14 protein-coding genes are annotated in these 17,406 nt (G+C 60.3%); 13 read left to right on the forward strand and 1 reads right to left on the reverse strand.

The features are described 5' to 3' along the window. Positions 1–10: 10 nt before the first annotated feature. On the reverse strand, positions 11–1,708 hold the full coding sequence (locus MEB48_RS11765) for a sulfatase-like hydrolase/transferase (protein WP_237884402.1): 1,698 nt from the start codon (positions 1,706–1,708) through the stop codon (positions 11–13). 380 nt (positions 1,709–2,088) lie between these two features. Here MEB48_RS11765 and MEB48_RS11770 point away from each other — a divergent pair, with 380 nt between their 5' ends. The 13 genes from MEB48_RS11770 to MEB48_RS11830 are packed head-to-tail and all read left to right on the forward strand — an operon-like array spanning position 2,089 to position 17,320. Further along, entirely contained in the window at positions 2,089–3,441 is a 1,353-nt protein-coding gene (locus MEB48_RS11770) for a UDP-glucose dehydrogenase family protein (protein WP_237884403.1), read from the forward strand. After that, complete coding sequence (locus MEB48_RS11775) at positions 3,438–4,496, forward strand: NAD-dependent epimerase (RefSeq protein WP_237884404.1); 1,059 nt, start codon at positions 3,438–3,440, stop codon at positions 4,494–4,496. The genes MEB48_RS11770 and MEB48_RS11775 overlap by 4 nt, the downstream gene beginning before the upstream one ends. Next, positions 4,493–5,239, forward strand: coding sequence for a sugar transferase (locus MEB48_RS11780; protein ID WP_237884405.1), 747 nt, complete (start codon positions 4,493–4,495; stop codon positions 5,237–5,239). The genes MEB48_RS11775 and MEB48_RS11780 overlap by 4 nt, the downstream gene beginning before the upstream one ends. Further along, positions 5,240–5,884 carry a CpsD/CapB family tyrosine-protein kinase gene (locus MEB48_RS11785; protein ID WP_237884406.1) on the forward strand — a complete coding sequence of 215 codons (645 nt, stop codon included), beginning with the start codon at positions 5,240–5,242 and terminating at the stop codon, positions 5,882–5,884. Between the two features lie 23 nt (positions 5,885–5,907). Next, positions 5,908–6,930 (forward strand): polysaccharide biosynthesis/export family protein, encoded by a 1,023-nt coding sequence (locus MEB48_RS11790; protein ID WP_237884407.1) that lies wholly within the window; start codon positions 5,908–5,910, stop codon positions 6,928–6,930. A 17-nt stretch (positions 6,931–6,947) separates the two neighbouring features. Next, complete coding sequence (locus MEB48_RS11795; RefSeq protein WP_237884408.1) at positions 6,948–8,543, forward strand: GumC family protein; 1,596 nt, start codon at positions 6,948–6,950, stop codon at positions 8,541–8,543. 32 nt (positions 8,544–8,575) lie between these two features. After that, the gene (locus tag MEB48_RS11800) at positions 8,576–9,631 is read left to right on the forward strand and encodes a glycosyltransferase family 4 protein (RefSeq protein ID WP_442969089.1); all 1,056 of its coding nucleotides are present in this window, start codon (positions 8,576–8,578) and stop codon (positions 9,629–9,631) included. Beyond that, on the forward strand, positions 9,628–10,995 hold the full coding sequence (locus tag MEB48_RS11805; protein ID WP_237884410.1) for an O-antigen ligase family protein: 1,368 nt from the start codon (positions 9,628–9,630) through the stop codon (positions 10,993–10,995). Before MEB48_RS11800 ends, MEB48_RS11805 begins: the two co-directional genes overlap by 4 nt. Then, positions 10,992–11,960, forward strand: coding sequence for a glycosyltransferase (locus tag MEB48_RS11810; RefSeq protein WP_237884411.1), 969 nt, complete (start codon positions 10,992–10,994; stop codon positions 11,958–11,960). The genes MEB48_RS11805 and MEB48_RS11810 overlap by 4 nt, the downstream gene beginning before the upstream one ends. Next, positions 11,953–13,089 carry a glycosyltransferase gene (locus MEB48_RS11815; protein WP_237884412.1) on the forward strand — a complete coding sequence of 379 codons (1,137 nt, stop codon included), beginning with the start codon at positions 11,953–11,955 and terminating at the stop codon, positions 13,087–13,089. The genes MEB48_RS11810 and MEB48_RS11815 overlap by 8 nt, the downstream gene beginning before the upstream one ends. Before the next feature lie 12 nt (positions 13,090–13,101). Further along, positions 13,102–14,103, forward strand: coding sequence for a polysaccharide deacetylase family protein (locus MEB48_RS11820; RefSeq protein WP_237884413.1), 1,002 nt, complete (start codon positions 13,102–13,104; stop codon positions 14,101–14,103). Then, positions 14,100–15,404, forward strand: coding sequence for a lipopolysaccharide biosynthesis protein (locus tag MEB48_RS11825; protein WP_237884414.1), 1,305 nt, complete (start codon positions 14,100–14,102; stop codon positions 15,402–15,404). The genes MEB48_RS11820 and MEB48_RS11825 overlap by 4 nt, the downstream gene beginning before the upstream one ends. Then, a complete protein-coding gene (locus tag MEB48_RS11830) occupies positions 15,401–17,320 on the forward strand; it encodes a hypothetical protein (RefSeq protein ID WP_237884415.1) in 1,920 nt (639 codons plus the stop codon). Before MEB48_RS11825 ends, MEB48_RS11830 begins: the two co-directional genes overlap by 4 nt. The last annotated feature ends 86 nt before the right edge of the window (positions 17,321–17,406 follow it).

Here is a 17,406-nt window from a genome sequence, read left to right on the forward strand (position 1 = left end):
GCTCAAAATCTCACTGCCCCACCGCCACGCTCGGCACCACCCGCCCCGGCGTCACGATGCTTTTCAGATCAATGTATTTCCACGCTGGCATTGCCCCCAACCGCGCATTGAACCGATAGTTAAACGTGAAATCGTCCGCCGTCGGCACACTCAACGGTTTGCCATACACCGCCTCGATCCCCGCCAGGTCATAGCCCATCAGCTGCAGCAAGGTCGGGAAGATGTTGTAGTGACTGGAGCGATCCTTGTTGGCCGGCAACTGCGCCTGCCAATCCAGGGTCTTCAAACCGCTGCCCGAAATCACCACCAACGGCACCAACCCCTCCTCTTCCACCGGATCATCACCGCAGTGCGTATTGAGCCCCGGGTTACCGCGCTCATGCAGATCCTGCCCATGATCCGAGGTGTAGATCAGCAGCGCATGACTCAAATCCGCTTGGGCAAAAACCCGTGCGAAGAACTCGCCGACATTCCACAACACGGTATTTTTGTAGGCATTGCGGTACAGCGACCAATCATCTGGCTGACCGTCGAAACCATCGCGTGTGCCCGTGTCCGCCACTTCGACAAACCGTCCACGGGGCAAGGTCGGGCGGTAAGCCATGAACGCGTCCGGGTACTTGTCATGCACCGGAAAATGCGCGCCGACCTTGTTGATCACCACCAGCTCAGGCTTACCGTCGTTGAGCAGTTCGATCAGCTTGGCCGCGGCTGCCATGTCGCGGTCGCGCACGCTGCTCCGGTCGAATTGCACGAACTCGTCGATGTCGTTCTTTTCGGCAGCGTTCATCAGGTTCTGCAGGTTGCCACCGGTGCGCTGGGAGTCGATGTAAACGGTGCGCAGCCCGGCCTTTTTTGCGTACTGCCAGATGGAAGGTAATGTGCTGTTGATCCGCATGTAGTCGCCGCGGGTGCCACCGTAGCGCAGGGTGACATTGGTGTCGGCGCTGCAATTGGCGATGGACGCCGCATAGCCGTAATTGAAAATGTCCACGCCTGGGTGCGGTTCCTTGAGGTTGCTGTGCACACCGAACGGCGTGTTGATATCCAGGTAATTGCCGGAAATGCTCTCGTCGATGATCAGCACGATGTCGTGCTCCACCGGCTGATCGATGCGCGTCAGGCTCACTGGTTCACGCGGGCCGACGGTGTTGTGCAGTGCTTCATAGGTGAACAGGTTCAAATAGGCCAACGGTGTGTACATGATCGGTAAGCCACGGGCGCCCTCGCCGGCCCGCACGAACAGTACGACGCTGAGCAGTAACACCCCGAGCACCGGTGCAGCCACCAACAGCGCACCCGGTAATGGCGCCCGTCGACGCGGCTTGAGCCCGATACCGAACAGCAACAACAACCCACTGACCGTCCCGCTGATGATTGCATCGCGGTACTGGTAAGCCGCTTCCTGGATGAACCCACCGGAATACACCAGTGACACAAAACTGCTGTAAGTCATGTAGCCGGCAGTCACTTGCGTATAGACATCAAAGAACACCGCCGAGCCAAACATCGCCAATGCGAACAGATGGCGGATCAGCGTCTGACGGATGTACGCAGTCATGAACAGCGCCACTGCCAGCACGACGAACATTGCGCCATATAGCAGCATCGGAAAACCAATGCCCAGCGCGTCAAGACGATCGAGGTAGTAGTCGTAATTCTTGAGCAGATACAGACCCAGCAGCAGTTCTTTGAAGTAACGGATCATGGTGTTTACAGCGCCTCCATGACCAATGGATTGTCGGCCACTTTCTGACACTAGCACCGAGCCATCGAAGCGCAAGAAATGCCGGTTTTTTGCCGAAAGCGTCAAAAAAATGTTGAATCAAATCTGACACAGCAAAATGCCTGTAACCCTTGTATTACAGGCCTTTCGACCGTTTATCGCATTCTTGAAAACCTTAAAAACAGCTCAAAACCGCGGTAAATCCAGCAGTGGCAAGCACTTGATGGCAAAGAGCCCGTGAAATCAGGGTTTCCTGCCCCGGTAACCCGTCATTTTGCTGACACGCTTTCCCACGGCTGGGCTATACCCCTTTTGACAGTCTCACTTCAGTTACATCCACCGTTTTACGAGGCACGCCAATTATGGACGTGAGCGTATTTGGTACGGGCTATGTCGGTCTGATTCAAGCTGCAGCATTGGCCGATGTCGGACATCGTGTGCTGTGCGTCGATATCGATCTCGACAAGATCAAGCAACTGCAGCTGGCCGTGCCTCCGATCAGCGAACCGGGACTGTCCAGCACACTGGAAGACAACATCAAGGCCGGTCGCCTGCTCTTCTCCACTCAGGCCAGTGACGCGGTCGAACACGCCGAGCTGATTTTCATCGCGGTGGGTACACCCGCCGATGAAGACGGTTCCGCCGACCTCAGCCATGTGCTGAATGTCGCTCGGCAGATCGCCAGTTTCATGGAGTCCGACCGCACCCTGATCATCAAGTCCACCGTGCCGGTAGGCACCGCGGACCAAGTGGCGAGCACCGCCAGCGAAGAGCTGCAACGCCGTGGCAAACAGGCGTTGAACGTGCGGGTGGTGTCCAACCCGGAATTTCTCAAGGAAGGCAGCGCCCTGGCCGATTGCATGCGCCCGGATCGAATCATCGTCGGCACCAATGACGATCAAGCGCGCAACCAATTGAGTGAACTCTACGCGCCGTTCTGCCGCAACCGCGAAAAGCTCATGTTCATGGACAACCGCAGCGCCGAGCTGACCAAGTACGCCGCTAACGCAATGCTCGCCACCCGCATCAGTTTCATGAACGAACTGGCCAACCTCACCGAGTTGCTGGGGGCCGACATCGAAGCGGTGCGCAAAGGCATCGGCTCGGACCCACGCATCGGTTACCACTTCATCTACCCCGGCTGTGGCTTCGGCGGCTCGTGCTTTCCCAAAGACCTGCGCGCCCTGCTGCATACCGCCGAACACCACGGCATGCCATTGCGTCTGCTGCGCAGCGTCACCGAGGTGAACGACAGCCAGCGGCACATTCTGTTCAGCAAACTGCAGGCGCTGTTTCCCGATGGCCTGGTGGGCAAATCCATCGCGATTTGGGGCCTGGCCTTCAAGCCCAATACCGATGACATGCGCGAAGCTCCCAGCCGTTATCTGATGGAGGCGCTGTGGACCGAAGGTGCGAGCGTGCAGGCTTACGATCCGGAAGCCATGTCCGAGTGCCGGCGCATCTACGGCTACCGCAATGACCTGCACCTGTGCGCTACCCGCGACGACACTCTGGAAGATGCCGACGCGCTGGTGATCTGCACCGAGTGGAAGAATTTCCGTGTGGTCAATTTCGACCTGCTGGCGAGCAAACTGCGCGCGCGGGTGATCGTCGACGGGCGCAACCTCTACAACCCGGAACAGGTGGCGGCGGCTGGTTTGCACTACAGCGGCATCGGGCTTCGGCACATCGTTCCCGAGGTGCCACGGCCATGAACATACTCGTCACCGGCGCGGCCGGTTTCATTGGCGCCCATTGCGTGTTGCGGTTGATACGTGACGGGCATCAGGTGTGCGGGCTGGATAATTTCAACGATTTCTACGACCCGCAACTCAAACACGACCGCGTGGATTGGGTACGTGGGCACGTCGGTGATTTCCCGCTGGCGACCATCGATCTGGCCGACGCCACGGCCCTCGACGCCTTGTTTGTGTGTGAACAACCGGAGGTGGTGATTCACCTCGCGGCCCAGGCCGGGGTGCGTTATTCCCTGGAAAATCCGCGGGCTTACGTCGACAGCAATCTGAGCGGGTTCCTGAACATCCTCGAAAGCTGCCGCCACCACCCGGTCAAGCACTTGATCTACGCCTCGTCCAGTTCGGTGTACGGCGCCAACCAGCACACGCCTTACTCGGTCAAGGACGGCGTCGACCATCCGTTGTCACTGTACGCCGCAACCAAAAAAGCCAATGAGCTGATGGCCCACTGCTACAGCCATCTGTTCGGCATTCCCTGCACCGGTTTGCGTTTTTTCACCGTGTACGGGCCTTGGGGCCGGCCAGACATGTCGCCGATCCAGTTCGCCCGGGCGATTGCCGAAGGCCAGCCGCTGAAGCTGTTCAACTACGGCCAGCACCAGCGGGATTTCACCTACATCGACGACATCATCGAGAGCATCGCTCGTTTGCTCGACCGCGCGCCCCAAGCGGCACCGCACTGGAACCGCGAACAACCGGACCCGGCCAGCAGCATGGCGCCGTGGCGCATTTACAACATTGGTGGACAACAACCGGTGGAGCTCAAGGACTACCTGGCGCTGCTGGAAAAACACCTCGGACAAAAAGCCCTCGTCGAGTTGCTGCCCCTGCAACCGGGCGATGTGCTCAACACCTGCGCCGATGCCAGCGATCTGGCGCAGGCCACCGGTTTCCAGCCACGGATCGAGCTGGATGAAGGACTCGGACGATTCATCGTTTGGTTCCGTGACTACTACCCACTGCGCATCGCCCACTCGCCGCTCGCGTCCGGGCTTCAGCGGAGGCCCCTATGACTGGACAAGAAAAAGGCATGTTGCTCAATCACATGCAGCGTGACAAACGCCTGGATCCCGAACACCGAATGCGCCTGGACACGGCGATCCACATGCAGGGGCGCGGCTGGTTGACTGGCCGCTACGGTGGTCGCCCCTGGACCCTGTCGCGAACCAACCGGGTGGTCGCATGCCTCGGCGCGCTGGTGATTTTGTTGCTGATCTCCCCTGTGCTGCTAGGCCTGGCGCTAGTGATCAAGTTCAGCAGCCCGGGACCGGTGATGTTCGTGCAGAAGCGCACTGGCTACCGCGGCCGCCTGTTCGGCATGTACAAGTTTCGCACCATGGTGAGCAACGCCGAGGAGCTCAAGGAGTCTTTGCGGCACCTGAACAAGCACGGTGCCGACGCCATCGATTTCAAGATCGACAACGACCCACGGATCACCCTTATCGGCGGCTTCCTGCGGCGCAGCAGCCTCGATGAACTGCCGAATCTGATCAATGTGGTCAGCGGCGACATGCGTTTGGTCGGTCCGCGACCGACTTCATTCAACGCCTATCGCTACAAGGACAGTCACCTTGCACGCCTGAGCATCTACCCCGGCATGACCGGCCTGTGGCAGATCTCCGGGCGCAGCAATATCAACTTCGACCAGCGCGTTGAGTTGGATCTCAACTACATCGCCGAGCAGAGCCTCTTGCTTGATCTGAAGATCCTGTTGAAAACCCCCTTCAAAGTATTCAGCGGCCACGGAGCGAGTTAAATGGACGGTTCATCGAACAAAAGCCTGACCATCGCCAGCCCGAGCGAGTCCAACCTGACCTCGACCGTGCTCGACCTGGATCTGCGGATCCTCTTCCTGACCGCTGCCAATGCAGGCACCGGCACCACCACCAGCGCCCTGGCGCTGGCCAGTCAACTGGCGTCAATGAGCAGCGGCCAAGTGCTGCTGGTCGACGCCAGCCAGTCGGAGGGCAACCTCACGCAGCAACTGGGGCTGACCAAAGAACGCGGCTTTCGCGACCTGCTGTTCAACGACTCCCCGCCGCTGCTGCAGGACTGCCTGGTGAACGTCTCCAGCCTGCCCTTTCACATCCTGCCGAACGGGCGGCACACCCGCGGCGCCGAGCACCTGACGACCGAGCAATTAGCCCCGTTGCTCGATCAACTGGGCGATCGGTATCGCTTCGTGGTGATCGACGGCGACGCGGTGTATTCGGCCGCAGACACGCTGGTCATCAGCACCCTGGTGGACGGCGTGATCATGGTGGTGCGCGCCGAAGACACGCGTTGGGAAGTGGCCCAGGCCGCGGTCCAGCGCCTGACCCAGGCCGGCGCAAAACTGGTGGGCAGCGTCTTCAACCGGCGCAAGTACTACATGCCCAAATGGCTTTACAAAAACCTGTAAGCAACCGCAGAAAGGATGACGCCATGAACGCCAAAATGCTTGTCCTGCTGTTGCTGCCGCTTGCAGGTTGCTCCAGCACAAGTGAAACCCAGAACATGCCGGTGCAGATCCTCACGGCCGAGCCGGCCAATGCCCAGGCCACCGACATGCCCAGGGTCGAACAGACCTTGCGGCCCAAGGATGTGCTGGATGTGATCTATCACATCAGCACCAGTAGCTCGGGTGCTTACCGCATTCAGCCCGGTGATCAGGTCGCCCTGAACTTCACCGCCGCCAGTCAGCTCAACGGCACTCAGCTGGTGCTGCCCGACGGCACCATCGAACTGCCGGGGGCTAACACCGCGGTGAAAATCGGCGGGCTGACGGCCGTCGAAGCGCGGCAGGAGATCCAGCGCGCCTATGAGCGCAAATCCCTGTTTCAGCCCAATCGCAATCAGGTGACGGTGCTGGTCACCAGCCCGCTGAGCAACGAGCTAAACCTCAAGAGCAACCTGAGCCAGCCCGGTAGCGGTATGACCCGGGAGATCACCGTGGGCAACGACGGCTATGCGAGCTTTCCGGAAATCGGCTCCGTACCGCTGCAAGGCATGACGGTCAACCAACTGGAAACCTTCCTCAATCAGCGCTACGCACAATTGCCGGGGCGGATGAAGGTCGACGTCATGCTCAAGTCCACCTCGGGCAACGAAATCTATGTGCTCGGTGAAGTCGCGCAACCGGGTTCCTACCCGATTCGCCGGCCGGTCTCGGTCCTTGAAGCGCTGACCCTGGCCCGGGGCACCAACGTCAAGGCGCGGCTCGATTCGGTGGTGATCATGCGCCGCACCGGCAACCATGTGCAGGCCGTGCATTACGACGTGGAAAAAGCCTTGTCCGGTGACGCGTCGCAGATTGCTTACCTGCAACCGGACGACATGCTCTACGTGCCCAAGACCAAACTGGCCAGCGCCGGTGAGCTCGCGCGGCAACTGGCGGACGTGGTGTTGTTCCAGGGGGTGGGCTTCGGTTTCGCCTACCGCGTCGATAACAAAGACAGCGACAACTAACGCTCAGGTGACCGACCATGAACCCAAAGGAAAACTACCTGCATGAGTTCTTCAGGATTTTCTTCGCCAACAAGCAGTTGGTGAAACGCGTCTTCCTGATCTTTGCAGTGATCGCCCTGATCTTGCCGCTGATGCTCAAACAGAGCTTCGACATTACCGCGCAGGTGATCGTGCAGTCCAAAAAACTCTCCCAGGGAGACGCCACCACGTCCCTGACCCAAAGTGACGCCTCATTCATTCCGCCGTCACTGGCAGACATGGAAACCGAGAGCAATATCCTGCGTTCGCCGGCCCTGATCCGTCAGACCATCAGCGACCTGCGGGACAAAGGCGAGTACGCGCCCAACCCCGGGATCTTCAGCAGACTGGTGACCGAACCGATCACACGTTTTGTGACCACCCCCTTGCGTGAATACATGGTCAATCCGGTGCGCGATGCATTCGGGCTTGAAATCGATCCGGTTCGGGACACCGCCCTGGATACCTACACCCAAGAGGCCGTCGATAACCTGAAAATCGAAACCCTGCCGGGTTCCAACGTGATCTCGATTGTCTACAGCTTTGGCGATCCCGCCCAAGGCACCCGGTTTGTCGCCGCGCTGCTGCAAAACTACCTGGCTAGCCGCCAGGAGCTGCAATCGATCGACCTGCCGCAGAGCTTCTACGAAACCAAGAAGAAGCAATATCAGGTGCGTCTCGATGGCCTTGAAGGTACGCGACTGGCGTTGCTCGAAGGCGTGGCTTCATCCGATCCGAAGGAAGAAATCACCTTCCGCCTCAATGCCATCAACACCGAGGAACAGGCCCTGAACCTGTATCAGGATCGGCTGTTGCAAAGCCAGCGCTGGCTCGACTACCTGAAAACCGCCCTGACGTCAGCCACCAATACGTCCCGGCTCAGCGATTACACCTTCCCCTTCACCTTCACCACCACGGTGGACAACATCGCGTTCGAAGACCGGGAGATCAGGCAGCTCGGTGAACAACTGACCACTCAGGTCAGCCGCTACATGAACGACCTGGCGGTCTTCCAGCCGGGCAGTGAACCGATGCTGTTGACCCGCGAGCAGATTTCCCGCACCCGTCAACAGTTCCTGAAAATCGTCAGCAACCGGATTCAGGAGCGGACCAACGACCTGGCGATTGTCACCTCGGTGATCAAGCAGAAAACCGCGCGCATCGCCCAGTTCAAGGACCGCATCCATCAGTTGCAAGTGGCTCAAAGCAAGTTGCAGCAGATGGACACCGAGATCAATGCCTTGCACGCGGCGTTCTCCACCTACGCCCAACGCTTTGCCGAAAGCAGTTCCGCCGGTTTGCTGGACAACGATATGTCCAACGCCCGGGTACTCAGCCCGCCGTACGAACCAACCGAAGCAGCGTTTCCCAAACCGCTGCTGATCATTCCGTTCGGGATGCTGACCGGTCTGCTGCTGGCGATTGCCTTCGTCTACGTGCGTGAGTTCTTCGATCATCGCTTCAAGCATCCAGCGCAAATCACCCATGAACTGGGCTTGCCGGTGCTGTTGGTGATCAACGAGCAAGACGTCATGCCGAACAATCCGCACAAAAACTGGACCGTGGATAGCTTCGTGCATTGGGTGCGCCATTGAACGGGCCGCTCAGCGCCAGCGCTCTGCCGATCATGCATTTGATCAGCAGCGGCGGCTTCTATGGCGCTGAGCGGATGTTGCTGGACCATTGCCTGGCGACGCCGGGGCAGCACCAGGTGCTGTTTCTCGATGCGCCGCCCGTGCTGATCGCGCGATTTCGCGAGGCAGGGGTCGACTGCCGCAGCTTTACGGGTTTGAGGGAATTGCTGCGTCATCTACGTCAGCGGCGAGCTGAACAGCCACTGATCAATACGCACAATTTCAAGGGTTTGTTATTTGGCTGGGTGAGTGCGACGTTGCTGGGCTTGCCGTTGGTGATTACCCAACATGGTTTCACCCCGCGCAGTCGCAAGCAACGCCTCTACGGCTGGCTGAGTTTGCAACTGTGCCGCACGGCGTCGGTGCATCGCGTGGTTTGCGTGGCTGAAAGCATCGCCGTACTGCACCGCAAGGCCAGTGTCCGGACGGAGAAACTGCAAGTGATTCCCAATGGTCTGCCAACAGCCAGCAACCTGCTGTCCAACAACGTCAAACACCCGCGCTGGCTGGCGGGTTACGTCGGCCGGTTGAGCAATGAAAAAGGCCCGGACCTGTTTCTCGATGCCCTAATTCCGCTGTGCCGGCAACACCAGCAACTGGACGCGGTGATGCTCGGCGACGGCCCGGAACAGCAAACCTTACTGGCGCGGATTGCCGCCGCCGGTTTGCACAAACGCATCACCTTGCCGGGTTATCAGACCGACATGAACCGGTGGTGGCCGCAACTCGATGCGCTGGTGATCAGCTCGCGCACCGAGGGCACGCCGATGATTTTGCTGGAGGCGATGCAGGCCGGAGTGCCGGTGGTGGCGTTCAGCGTCGGCGGGATTCCCGATGTGCTGGAGGATCGGCACAACGGCTTGCTGGCGACACCCACCGACAGCACCGCCCTCGCCCTGCAGATCGATACGCTGCTGAACGAGCCGGCACTGGTTCGCGAACTGATCGATAACGCAAGACGTACGCAATTGGACCGTTACGACCTGAAGGCTTTGGCCGAACGCTGGTCGCAGCTTTATATCCGTACTGCACGGGAGGCACGCGCGTGATCTTTCCGCTCTCGATCGTCAGTCTGCTCGCCCTGGTCTGCCTTGGTTTGCTGGCCAGTCCTTATCCCTATCTGGCACCAGGCGCAGTCCTCGGTCTGGTCGCCATCGCGGTGCTGTACCGCAAACCCGCCTGGGGTTTATTGGGCATCGCGGCGCTGGTCCCATTCGAAGGTTTCTTCAAGGGCAATGCGCTGTCGGGCACCAAATTCATCGGTGCTTCGCTGGCGCTGATCGTGATGTTGCAACTGGCTATCCACCAGATTCCGTCCGAGCGCCTGCGCAGCAACATCTGGCGCTACCTGATCTGGTTCATGGTGTTGTACCTGTTGAGCATGATCAATACCGACAACCTGGACATGTCCCAGAGTCATCTGCGGGATCTGAGCGTCGGCCTGGTGCTGTTTGTGATCACCTTGCTGATCGGCCGTGATTTGAACCTCGATCTGTTCGCCCGGCTGGTGACCCTCAGCGTCAGCGCGACCTGCGCACTGGCCATGTTCTCGGTCAAGTATCAGGATCAGGGCCGCGCCGCCGGACTGCTGGAAGACCCGAACTCGTTTGCCCTGCTGATCGCCTTCGCCGTGCCATTGGCTCTGCTACTGGTGATTCGCAGCCCTAACCTGTTGCACCGATTGTTCTGGGGCGCCTGCTGCATTTTGCTGCTGGGCGGCATGACCAGGACCGATTCCCGTTCCGGGCTGGTGGTACTGTTCCTCAGCTTGATGATGGGCGCATGGCACTACCGCGCTCAACTGCCACGCATCCGTCCACGCCATCTGGGCTTTGCCATGCTCGGCCTTGCGATTGTGATTCCGCTGGCGATTTATTCGATGCCAGCCGGTTACATCGCGCGCATCCAGTCCTTGAGCATCTTGAAGGCCGGTGCCAAGAGCCAGGACGAATCCCTCGGCCGCCGGACGTCGTACATCCTGGTCGGCAGCCAGATCATTCGCGAGCATCCACTACTCGGTTCCGGCCCCGGCACTTTCCCGCTGCATTACGCCACCACCGGTTACTCCAAGATATTTTCTGCTAATCGCAAACCCGGCGACCTGTACCGCCGCGCTCACAACACTTACCTGGAAATCTTCAGCGAAGTGGGGATTCCCGCCGGGCTATTGTTCATCGGCATGCTCGGCCTTGGGATGTACAACCTGGTCCGCGCCCGTCATGCCTGGTTGTTGCGAAGGGATTGGGAACAGGCCGACCTGATCACGCACCTGGGCATGAGCTACTTGTCGTTGATGCTGTTTTTGATGTTCCTCAGTGCACCGAATCATAAATACCTGTGGATCATGCTCGCCTTGACTTGCGTGTTGCGCCTCAAGGCTGAAGAACAGCCGCCAACGGAAGCCAGGGTATGAACCGCATCAGCCTCGTCATCCCGATGTACAACGAAGCCCGACACATCGGTCGTACGTTGCTCGCGGCGAAAAAAGCCGCCGAGGCTGCCGGGCTGGAATGCGAGTTGATCGTGGTCGATAACGGTTCCAAGGATCAAGGGCCGCACATGGCGCGGCAAATGGGCGCGCAAGTGCTGGTTCTGCCGGGCCTGCCGATAGGTGCGCTGCGCAATCGCGGCGCCGCCGTTGCCACAGGCGAATGGCTGGCCTTCATTGATGCCGACATCGAAGTGCCCGAGGACTGGCTCACGTTGTTGTTGAGCATCCAATCCGCCGTTCAGGTCGACGTCCTGGGACTGGACCTGCACACCCCGGCCGAAGCCCCATGGTATGCCAGTGCCTGGCAACGCCGCACGTTGCGACCGAACGATGAAACGGTGAAAACAGTGCGATGGTTGCCCAGTTCCAACCTGTTGATGCGTCGTCCATGGTTCGACAAGGTCCGCGGCTTCAACGAAAACCTGCACACCGGCGAAGACAAGGATTTCACCATGCGCCTTTCCCACTCTGGTGCACGCCTGCTGTCCGTCAACCAGAGCGTTGCCCTGCATTGGGGTTACGAGAGCAGTTGGCGCGAATGGATGGGCAAGGAATTCTGGCGTCAGGGAAGTCACCTGCAGTTACTGCGCAGCCACGGCATGAATCTGCGTTTACTGCGTTTCCCGATGCTGTCGATCATCGCCTGGGTGTTGGATTTCATGGCGATATCCGCCCTGCTCAATGGTTTGCCCCAACAGGCGTTATTCATGCTGTTCGTCACCACACTGCCCGCGCTCGCCCAGAGCCTGCGCCAAAGCCTGAAACACCATGACCTTGGCCTGATGCTGCAACTGTGGGGCCTGCACTGGGTGCGCCTGCACCTGGCCGGTGCCGCGCTCCTCCTGAGCCTTTGTCATTGGAATGTCAGGAGGCCGGCCCGTGGCTGAATTCATTTTCTGGTTGTGCCTGTTATTGCCGGTGTATGCCTGGCTCGGCTACCCGCTATTGCTGACGCTGCTCGCGCCGTTGTTCCGCGTGCGGCGTCATGCGCCAGCACAACCGATGAATGTCAGCATCATCATTGCCGCGCACAACGAGGCCCGGCATGTCGAAGAGAAGTTGCGCACCCTGCTCACCCAGGATTATCAGGCGCGCTCGCTACACATCATTCTGGCCAGCGACGGCTCCACCGATGACACCGTGGCCTGCGCCCGCAAGGTCATCGACCCGCGCATCAGCGTGCTCGACCTGCCCCGTCAGGGCAAGGCAGCCACCTTGAATGCCGCCGTTGCCCTGAGCATGGGCGAGGTTCTGGTGTTCACCGATGCCGACAACCAATGGTCGACCGACACCCTCGGCCAGTTGCTCGCGCCCCTGGCCGATCCAGAAGTCGGAGTCTGTGCCGGGCACATGCTGATCCCGGTAGCGGGCACAGGCCTGAGCCTGGGCGACAGCCTTTATCGTCATTACGAAGGCTGGTTGCGCACGATGGAAAATCGCACCGGCTGCATGGTCTCCGCCGACGGCGCCCTGCTCGCCCTGCGCCGCGAGTTGTTCCAGCACGTGCCAGCGGAGGTCAACGATGATTTCTTTATCAGCACCTGCGCGCCGGTGGCGTTCAAACGTATCGTCTATGTGCCCGAAGCACACGTGAGCGACCAGGGCGTCGATGAAATCGCCAAGCAATGGCGCCGTCGTCAGCGCGTCACCGTCGGCGGCCTGCAAAGCCTGGCCCGGCGCCGGGAGCTGCTGAACCCTTGGCGCCATGGCTTGTATGCGGTTGCACTGATCAGCCACAAGCTGATTCGACGCCTGGCACCGATTCTGTTGCTGCCATTGCTGCTGAGCAATTTCTGGCTGTGGAATGTACATGACTTCTATCGCCTGAGCCTGATCGCGCAATTGCTCGGTTACGCGATGGCGATCGTCGGCCTGCTGGATGTGCAACACCGTTTGCCCAAACCTTTTCGCCTCGCCGCATTTGTTCTGGTGACTCTTGCCGGGATGAGTGTCGGTCTGTGGCAGTTCCTGCGCGGCCAGCGGTACGCGCAGTGGAACCCCGAGCAAAATCGTTGAAAGGACCGCGCCATGGCGATCAAACAACTATTGAAACGCACCAGCGGCTGGCTTTATCTCAACTCGCCGGTAGGCCGTCACCAATTGCACGGCGCCGGGGTGATCCTGATGCTGCACCGGGTGCTGGCCAATGACCGCGCCGCCGACCTTCCCCATCGCAATGAACTGTGTGTCGGGCCGAAGGCCTTTGGACACTTGCTGCTCTGGTTGAAAAAACACTTCGACTGCGTGCCGCTGATGGAGATCTTGCAACCCGGCGCCATCAGAACCGGGCGACCAAAAATCGCGCTGACCTTCGACGACGGCTGGCGCGACAACGCCCTGAATGCCTTCCCGTTGCTGAAAAGACATCAGGTGCCGGCGAGCATTTTTCTCTCCACCGATTTCATTGGCAGCCGGCAACGCTTCTGGTGGGAAAGCCTGGGGGAAACCCTGTGGCACAGCCACGGTGAGAAAGCCCGGACACATTTGATTGAATGCCTGCAACGGCTTGGGCGACCGCTACCGGTGCTGCTCGATGATCTGGATGTGCAGCGCCGTAGCCTGGCGCTTTTGCATTTTCTGCAAAGCTTGAAAACCCTGTCCCCGGCTGAACTGGACCGGCTCACCGATCAATGCCCGGAGGAGTCGTTGCCCCAGGCTCTGGACTGGCATCAAGTACGCGCGCTGGAAGCCAGCGGGTTGATCCGCTTCGGCCCCCACGGCGCCAGCCACGCGATTTTCACCGACCTTGACGATCAACGCCTGGATGAGGAATTGAGCCGCAGCCGCAATGCCCTTATGAACAGTTGCAACCAGCCGCTGCCAGTCTACTGCTACCCCAATGGCGATCATGACGCGCGGGTGCGCGAACACGTGGCCGACCACGACTTCCCGTTTGCCCTGGGCACCGTCGGCGGGATTTATCGTGGTATCAGCGATCCATTGGCCTTGCCGCGGATTGGCATCAGCCAGCGCACGGCGCGCAATCCGGAGTTGCTGTCCTGGCGCATCTACCGCGGAGCCAGGCCATGAGTCGCAGCCACTACCTCAAACACCTGGCCCTGAGCATGGGCACCAAATTGGCGATGATCGGCTTGCGACTTTTGCGCAACGTATTGCTGGCGCGGATTCTGGGTCCCAGCGAACGCGGACTGTTTGCGTTGCTCAGTACCCTGCCCGACTTGATCAGCGCCGCCACCAGCGGCGGGTTGAATTCGGCGGTGGGGTATCAGGCGGCGAAGCAACGGCCCATGGGATTGTTGCTAAGCCAGGTGCTGGTGTTCGGTTGCCTGTTGGCGGGTTTGCTGACGTTGTTGGTGGTGGCGCTGGTGCGGGAGTTCGGCAGCGAACTCGACATCACCACACAACTGGGATTGCTCGCCTGGCTGTTGCTGCTGGCGGTACCGCTGACCGTGCTCAAGAGTGGCCTGCTGACCTTGCACAATGCGTCGGGTGGTGTGGTGGCGTTCAATGTCTTGCGGCTGGTGGAATCCCTGGCGCCGCTGTTGCTGTTTCTGGCGTTGTTCTGGATGTGGAAAGACGCGGCGCTGGAAGCGGCGCTGATCAGTTGGCTGGCCGGCATCAGCCTGGTGGTACTGGCCGGGTGGTTCTGGCTCAGGCGCGCCCAGCCCTTGAAGTTGCAATGGGACCGCGCCAGCCAGAATGAACTGTGGCGCTACAGCGCTCGCAGCCATCCGGACTTGCTGTTCCAACAAGTGATTCTGCGCTCCGACTACCTGTTCATCGGCGCCCTGCTCGGCAGCACGGCACTGGGTCATTACGCCATGGCCAGCGCCGCCGCCGAGTTGCTGCTGATCGTCCCGGAAGCGGTGACCACGCCGCTGATGAAACGCCTGCTGCAACAGGACGAAGGCATGGATCGCCTGACACCGTTGGCCCTGCGCCTGACCGCCACGGTGATGCTTGGCGCCTGCCTGAGCATGGCGGTGATCGGTGAATGGCTGATCATCACGCTGTTCGGCATTGCCTATCAGCCGGCCTACCCGGCATTGCTGGCGCTACTGCCGGGGCTGCTCGGTCTGTGCTATGCGAGCATCCTGCGCCTGGACTTGCTGGGCAAAAATCGCCCCGGCACGATTTCGCTGTTGATGGGCCTCGGCGCGTTGCTGAACCTGGCCCTGAACCTGTTGCTGATTCCGATTTACGGCATTGTCGGCGCCGCCACGGCATCGTCCATCGCCTACCTGACGGTCACCCTCGCGCTGCTGGTGATGTATTGCCGGCTGAGCGGCGTGCCGGTCTGGCAAACCCTGATCATCCTGCCCAGCGATGTGGCCCCGATGCTTCAGATACTGCAACGGAAATCGGCATGAAACGCCTCGTGCTGCTGTTGAGCCTGGGCCTCGGTTTGAGCGCTCAGGCGGCGCCCATGCGCTGGTCTGATATTCGCGATGGCAGCCTGTACCTGCAAACGGATCGCCCCGACACGCTGACTGTTCGCTGGGTTCCGGCGTGGCAGGCCGATGCCAACGAAGAACGCCTGTATCTACTCGATGGCAACGGCAACCTGAAGGACGAACGCCTGATTGCCGCCAGTGAAACCCGAGGCAAGCAGAGCTGGCCGCTGGCGCCGAGTGCCGCCAGTTATCGACTGGAAATTCCGGGCTACAGCTTCCGCCGCTACACGATCGAACACGACGAACGCACCGTGGCGTTATTTGCCCCGGCCAAGGTGCATTTCAGCGCCGAAACCCGCGGCGGCGATGAGCTGTATTTCAAGGTCGCGCCGGGGGAACACGCCGTACTGGCCGGCAAGTTTCACGGTGGGATCAATGCCCTGCAGGCCCAGCGCGTGAGCGACAACAAACAGTTGTCCCTGGCGCTGAAACCCCATCGCGCCTATTGGCAGTTCGATCAGCTGGCATTGCCCGTTACCCAGGACGAACAGGTCTGGCGCCTGCGTCTGCAAGGCAGCGGCAAGGTCGCGTTCTGGCTCGATGGCACGGCGAACCTGTTCGCCCAGAACCCGCAGCAACTCAAACCGTTGCGCGAGGACGATGGCCAGACCCGCTTGACCCTGCACAAAGAGATGCTCGGCCCCACCCCGAACCTGGGCATTTACTTGCCCTACGTGCTGCCCCCTCAATCCAGTTTCGCAGCGCTCGATGCACTCAAGCCCCAGGCGGGCACCTATTACAGTTTCGTTGATGTCACCGCGCAAAATCCGCACCACGAAGATGCGTTCCGCCAGCTCTATCAGAACCGCTTCGGCATTACGCAGGACCTCACGCTATTAGCCGGCAGCCAGCGTCAGGCCGATCTGCGGGCCGACACCCAAAGCAATGCCGGCCTCGACGCCTGGCTCGCCGCCACTCGCGCCCTCGGTGGCAGCGGTACGCACTACATCGCGTTCGCCGACGAGCCGAACCTCAATTACCCGAGCTACGCCGACTACCAGGCGATCTTCAACAGCATGGCCCGGCAAGTGCGCAGCGATCCGGCCAACGCCAGGGCCGGTGTGCGCATCGCCATGCCCGCCACTTCGCGCTTCGTCAACGGCCCGTTCGCCGACAACGCCGCCGACAAGCGCGGTATCGATTGGGCACGGCGCCTGCTGACCGAATCCAGCGAACAGATCGACGCCCTCGCCTGGCACGAATGGATGATTCGCGACCTGCTGGCGACTCGGGTCTACCGCGACAGCGTGCGCCGCGCCGCCGAACTGGTAGGCCTCGATGCCAAGGGCCGGCCACGCAAGGCCTTGTTGCTGGATCAGACCAACCTGTCCAGCGGTTCGAGCCTGAGCCCTTACGATCAGGAAACCCATTTCGCTTCGCTATGGTGGACCTCGGTGGTCATCAACTCGTCGCAGGACGGGTTACTGGACATGCTCAACTGGTTCCAGGCCGCCGACGAGCCGACCTACCCCAAAGGCATGGTGCGGGTATTGGGCAGCGACCGTTTCGAACTCAAACCGGTAGGCCTGGCCCAGCAATTCATCCAGCAGCATTGGCTGAAAAACGTCATGCGCCTGGACAACGACGCCTTCGAGGTCGATGTGCTGGCGATGGCCACCGACCGCCAGCGCAGCCTGTTAGGGGTCAATAAAGGGGTGCGCTTGCAGCGTGTCGATCTGGGCGGGGCAGCGTGCCCACTAGCCAAGGGCGCGCTGGTGTACTTCGGTGCCGACAGCCGCAGTCGTAGCGTTCAATTCAACTGTCACGACGGTCGCGTCAGCTTCGACCTGCCGGGCGAAACCCTGTTCGCCTTGAGCTGGAGCGCCTCATGAACGCCATCCACTTGCATCACCACGACCGCGCCGCGCTCTACTGCGCGTTGCAGCACGTCATCCGCGACCGGTCCCTGTCAGGAGGC

The sequence above is a fragment of the Pseudomonas sp. PGPR40 genome (assembly GCF_022014505.1).
Lineage (GTDB): Bacteria > Pseudomonadota > Gammaproteobacteria > Pseudomonadales > Pseudomonadaceae > Aquipseudomonas.

Excerpts from the sequence above, each read along its gene's own strand:
- MEB48_RS11820 (WP_237884413.1), top strand. The coding sequence starts at position 13,102 with ATGGCGATCAAACAACTATTGAAACGCACCAGCGGCTGGCTTTATCTC.
- MEB48_RS11785 (WP_237884406.1), top strand. The coding sequence starts at position 5,240 with ATGGACGGTTCATCGAACAAAAGCCTGACCATCGCCAGCCCGAGCGAG.
- MEB48_RS11830 (WP_237884415.1), top strand. The coding sequence starts at position 15,401 with ATGAAACGCCTCGTGCTGCTGTTGAGCCTGGGCCTCGGTTTGAGCGCT.
- MEB48_RS11765 (WP_237884402.1), bottom strand. The coding sequence starts at position 1,708 with ATGATCCGTTACTTCAAAGAACTGCTGCTGGGTCTGTATCTGCTCAAG.
- MEB48_RS11775 (WP_237884404.1), top strand. The coding sequence starts at position 3,438 with ATGAACATACTCGTCACCGGCGCGGCCGGTTTCATTGGCGCCCATTGC.
- MEB48_RS11825 (WP_237884414.1), top strand. The coding sequence starts at position 14,100 with ATGAGTCGCAGCCACTACCTCAAACACCTGGCCCTGAGCATGGGCACC.
- MEB48_RS11800 (WP_442969089.1), top strand. The coding sequence starts at position 8,576 with ATGCATTTGATCAGCAGCGGCGGCTTCTATGGCGCTGAGCGGATGTTG.
- MEB48_RS11790 (WP_237884407.1), top strand. The coding sequence starts at position 5,908 with ATGAACGCCAAAATGCTTGTCCTGCTGTTGCTGCCGCTTGCAGGTTGC.
- MEB48_RS11795 (WP_237884408.1), top strand. The coding sequence starts at position 6,948 with ATGAACCCAAAGGAAAACTACCTGCATGAGTTCTTCAGGATTTTCTTC.
- MEB48_RS11770 (WP_237884403.1), top strand. The coding sequence starts at position 2,089 with ATGGACGTGAGCGTATTTGGTACGGGCTATGTCGGTCTGATTCAAGCT.
- MEB48_RS11810 (WP_237884411.1), top strand. The coding sequence starts at position 10,992 with ATGAACCGCATCAGCCTCGTCATCCCGATGTACAACGAAGCCCGACAC.
- MEB48_RS11780 (WP_237884405.1), top strand. The coding sequence starts at position 4,493 with ATGACTGGACAAGAAAAAGGCATGTTGCTCAATCACATGCAGCGTGAC.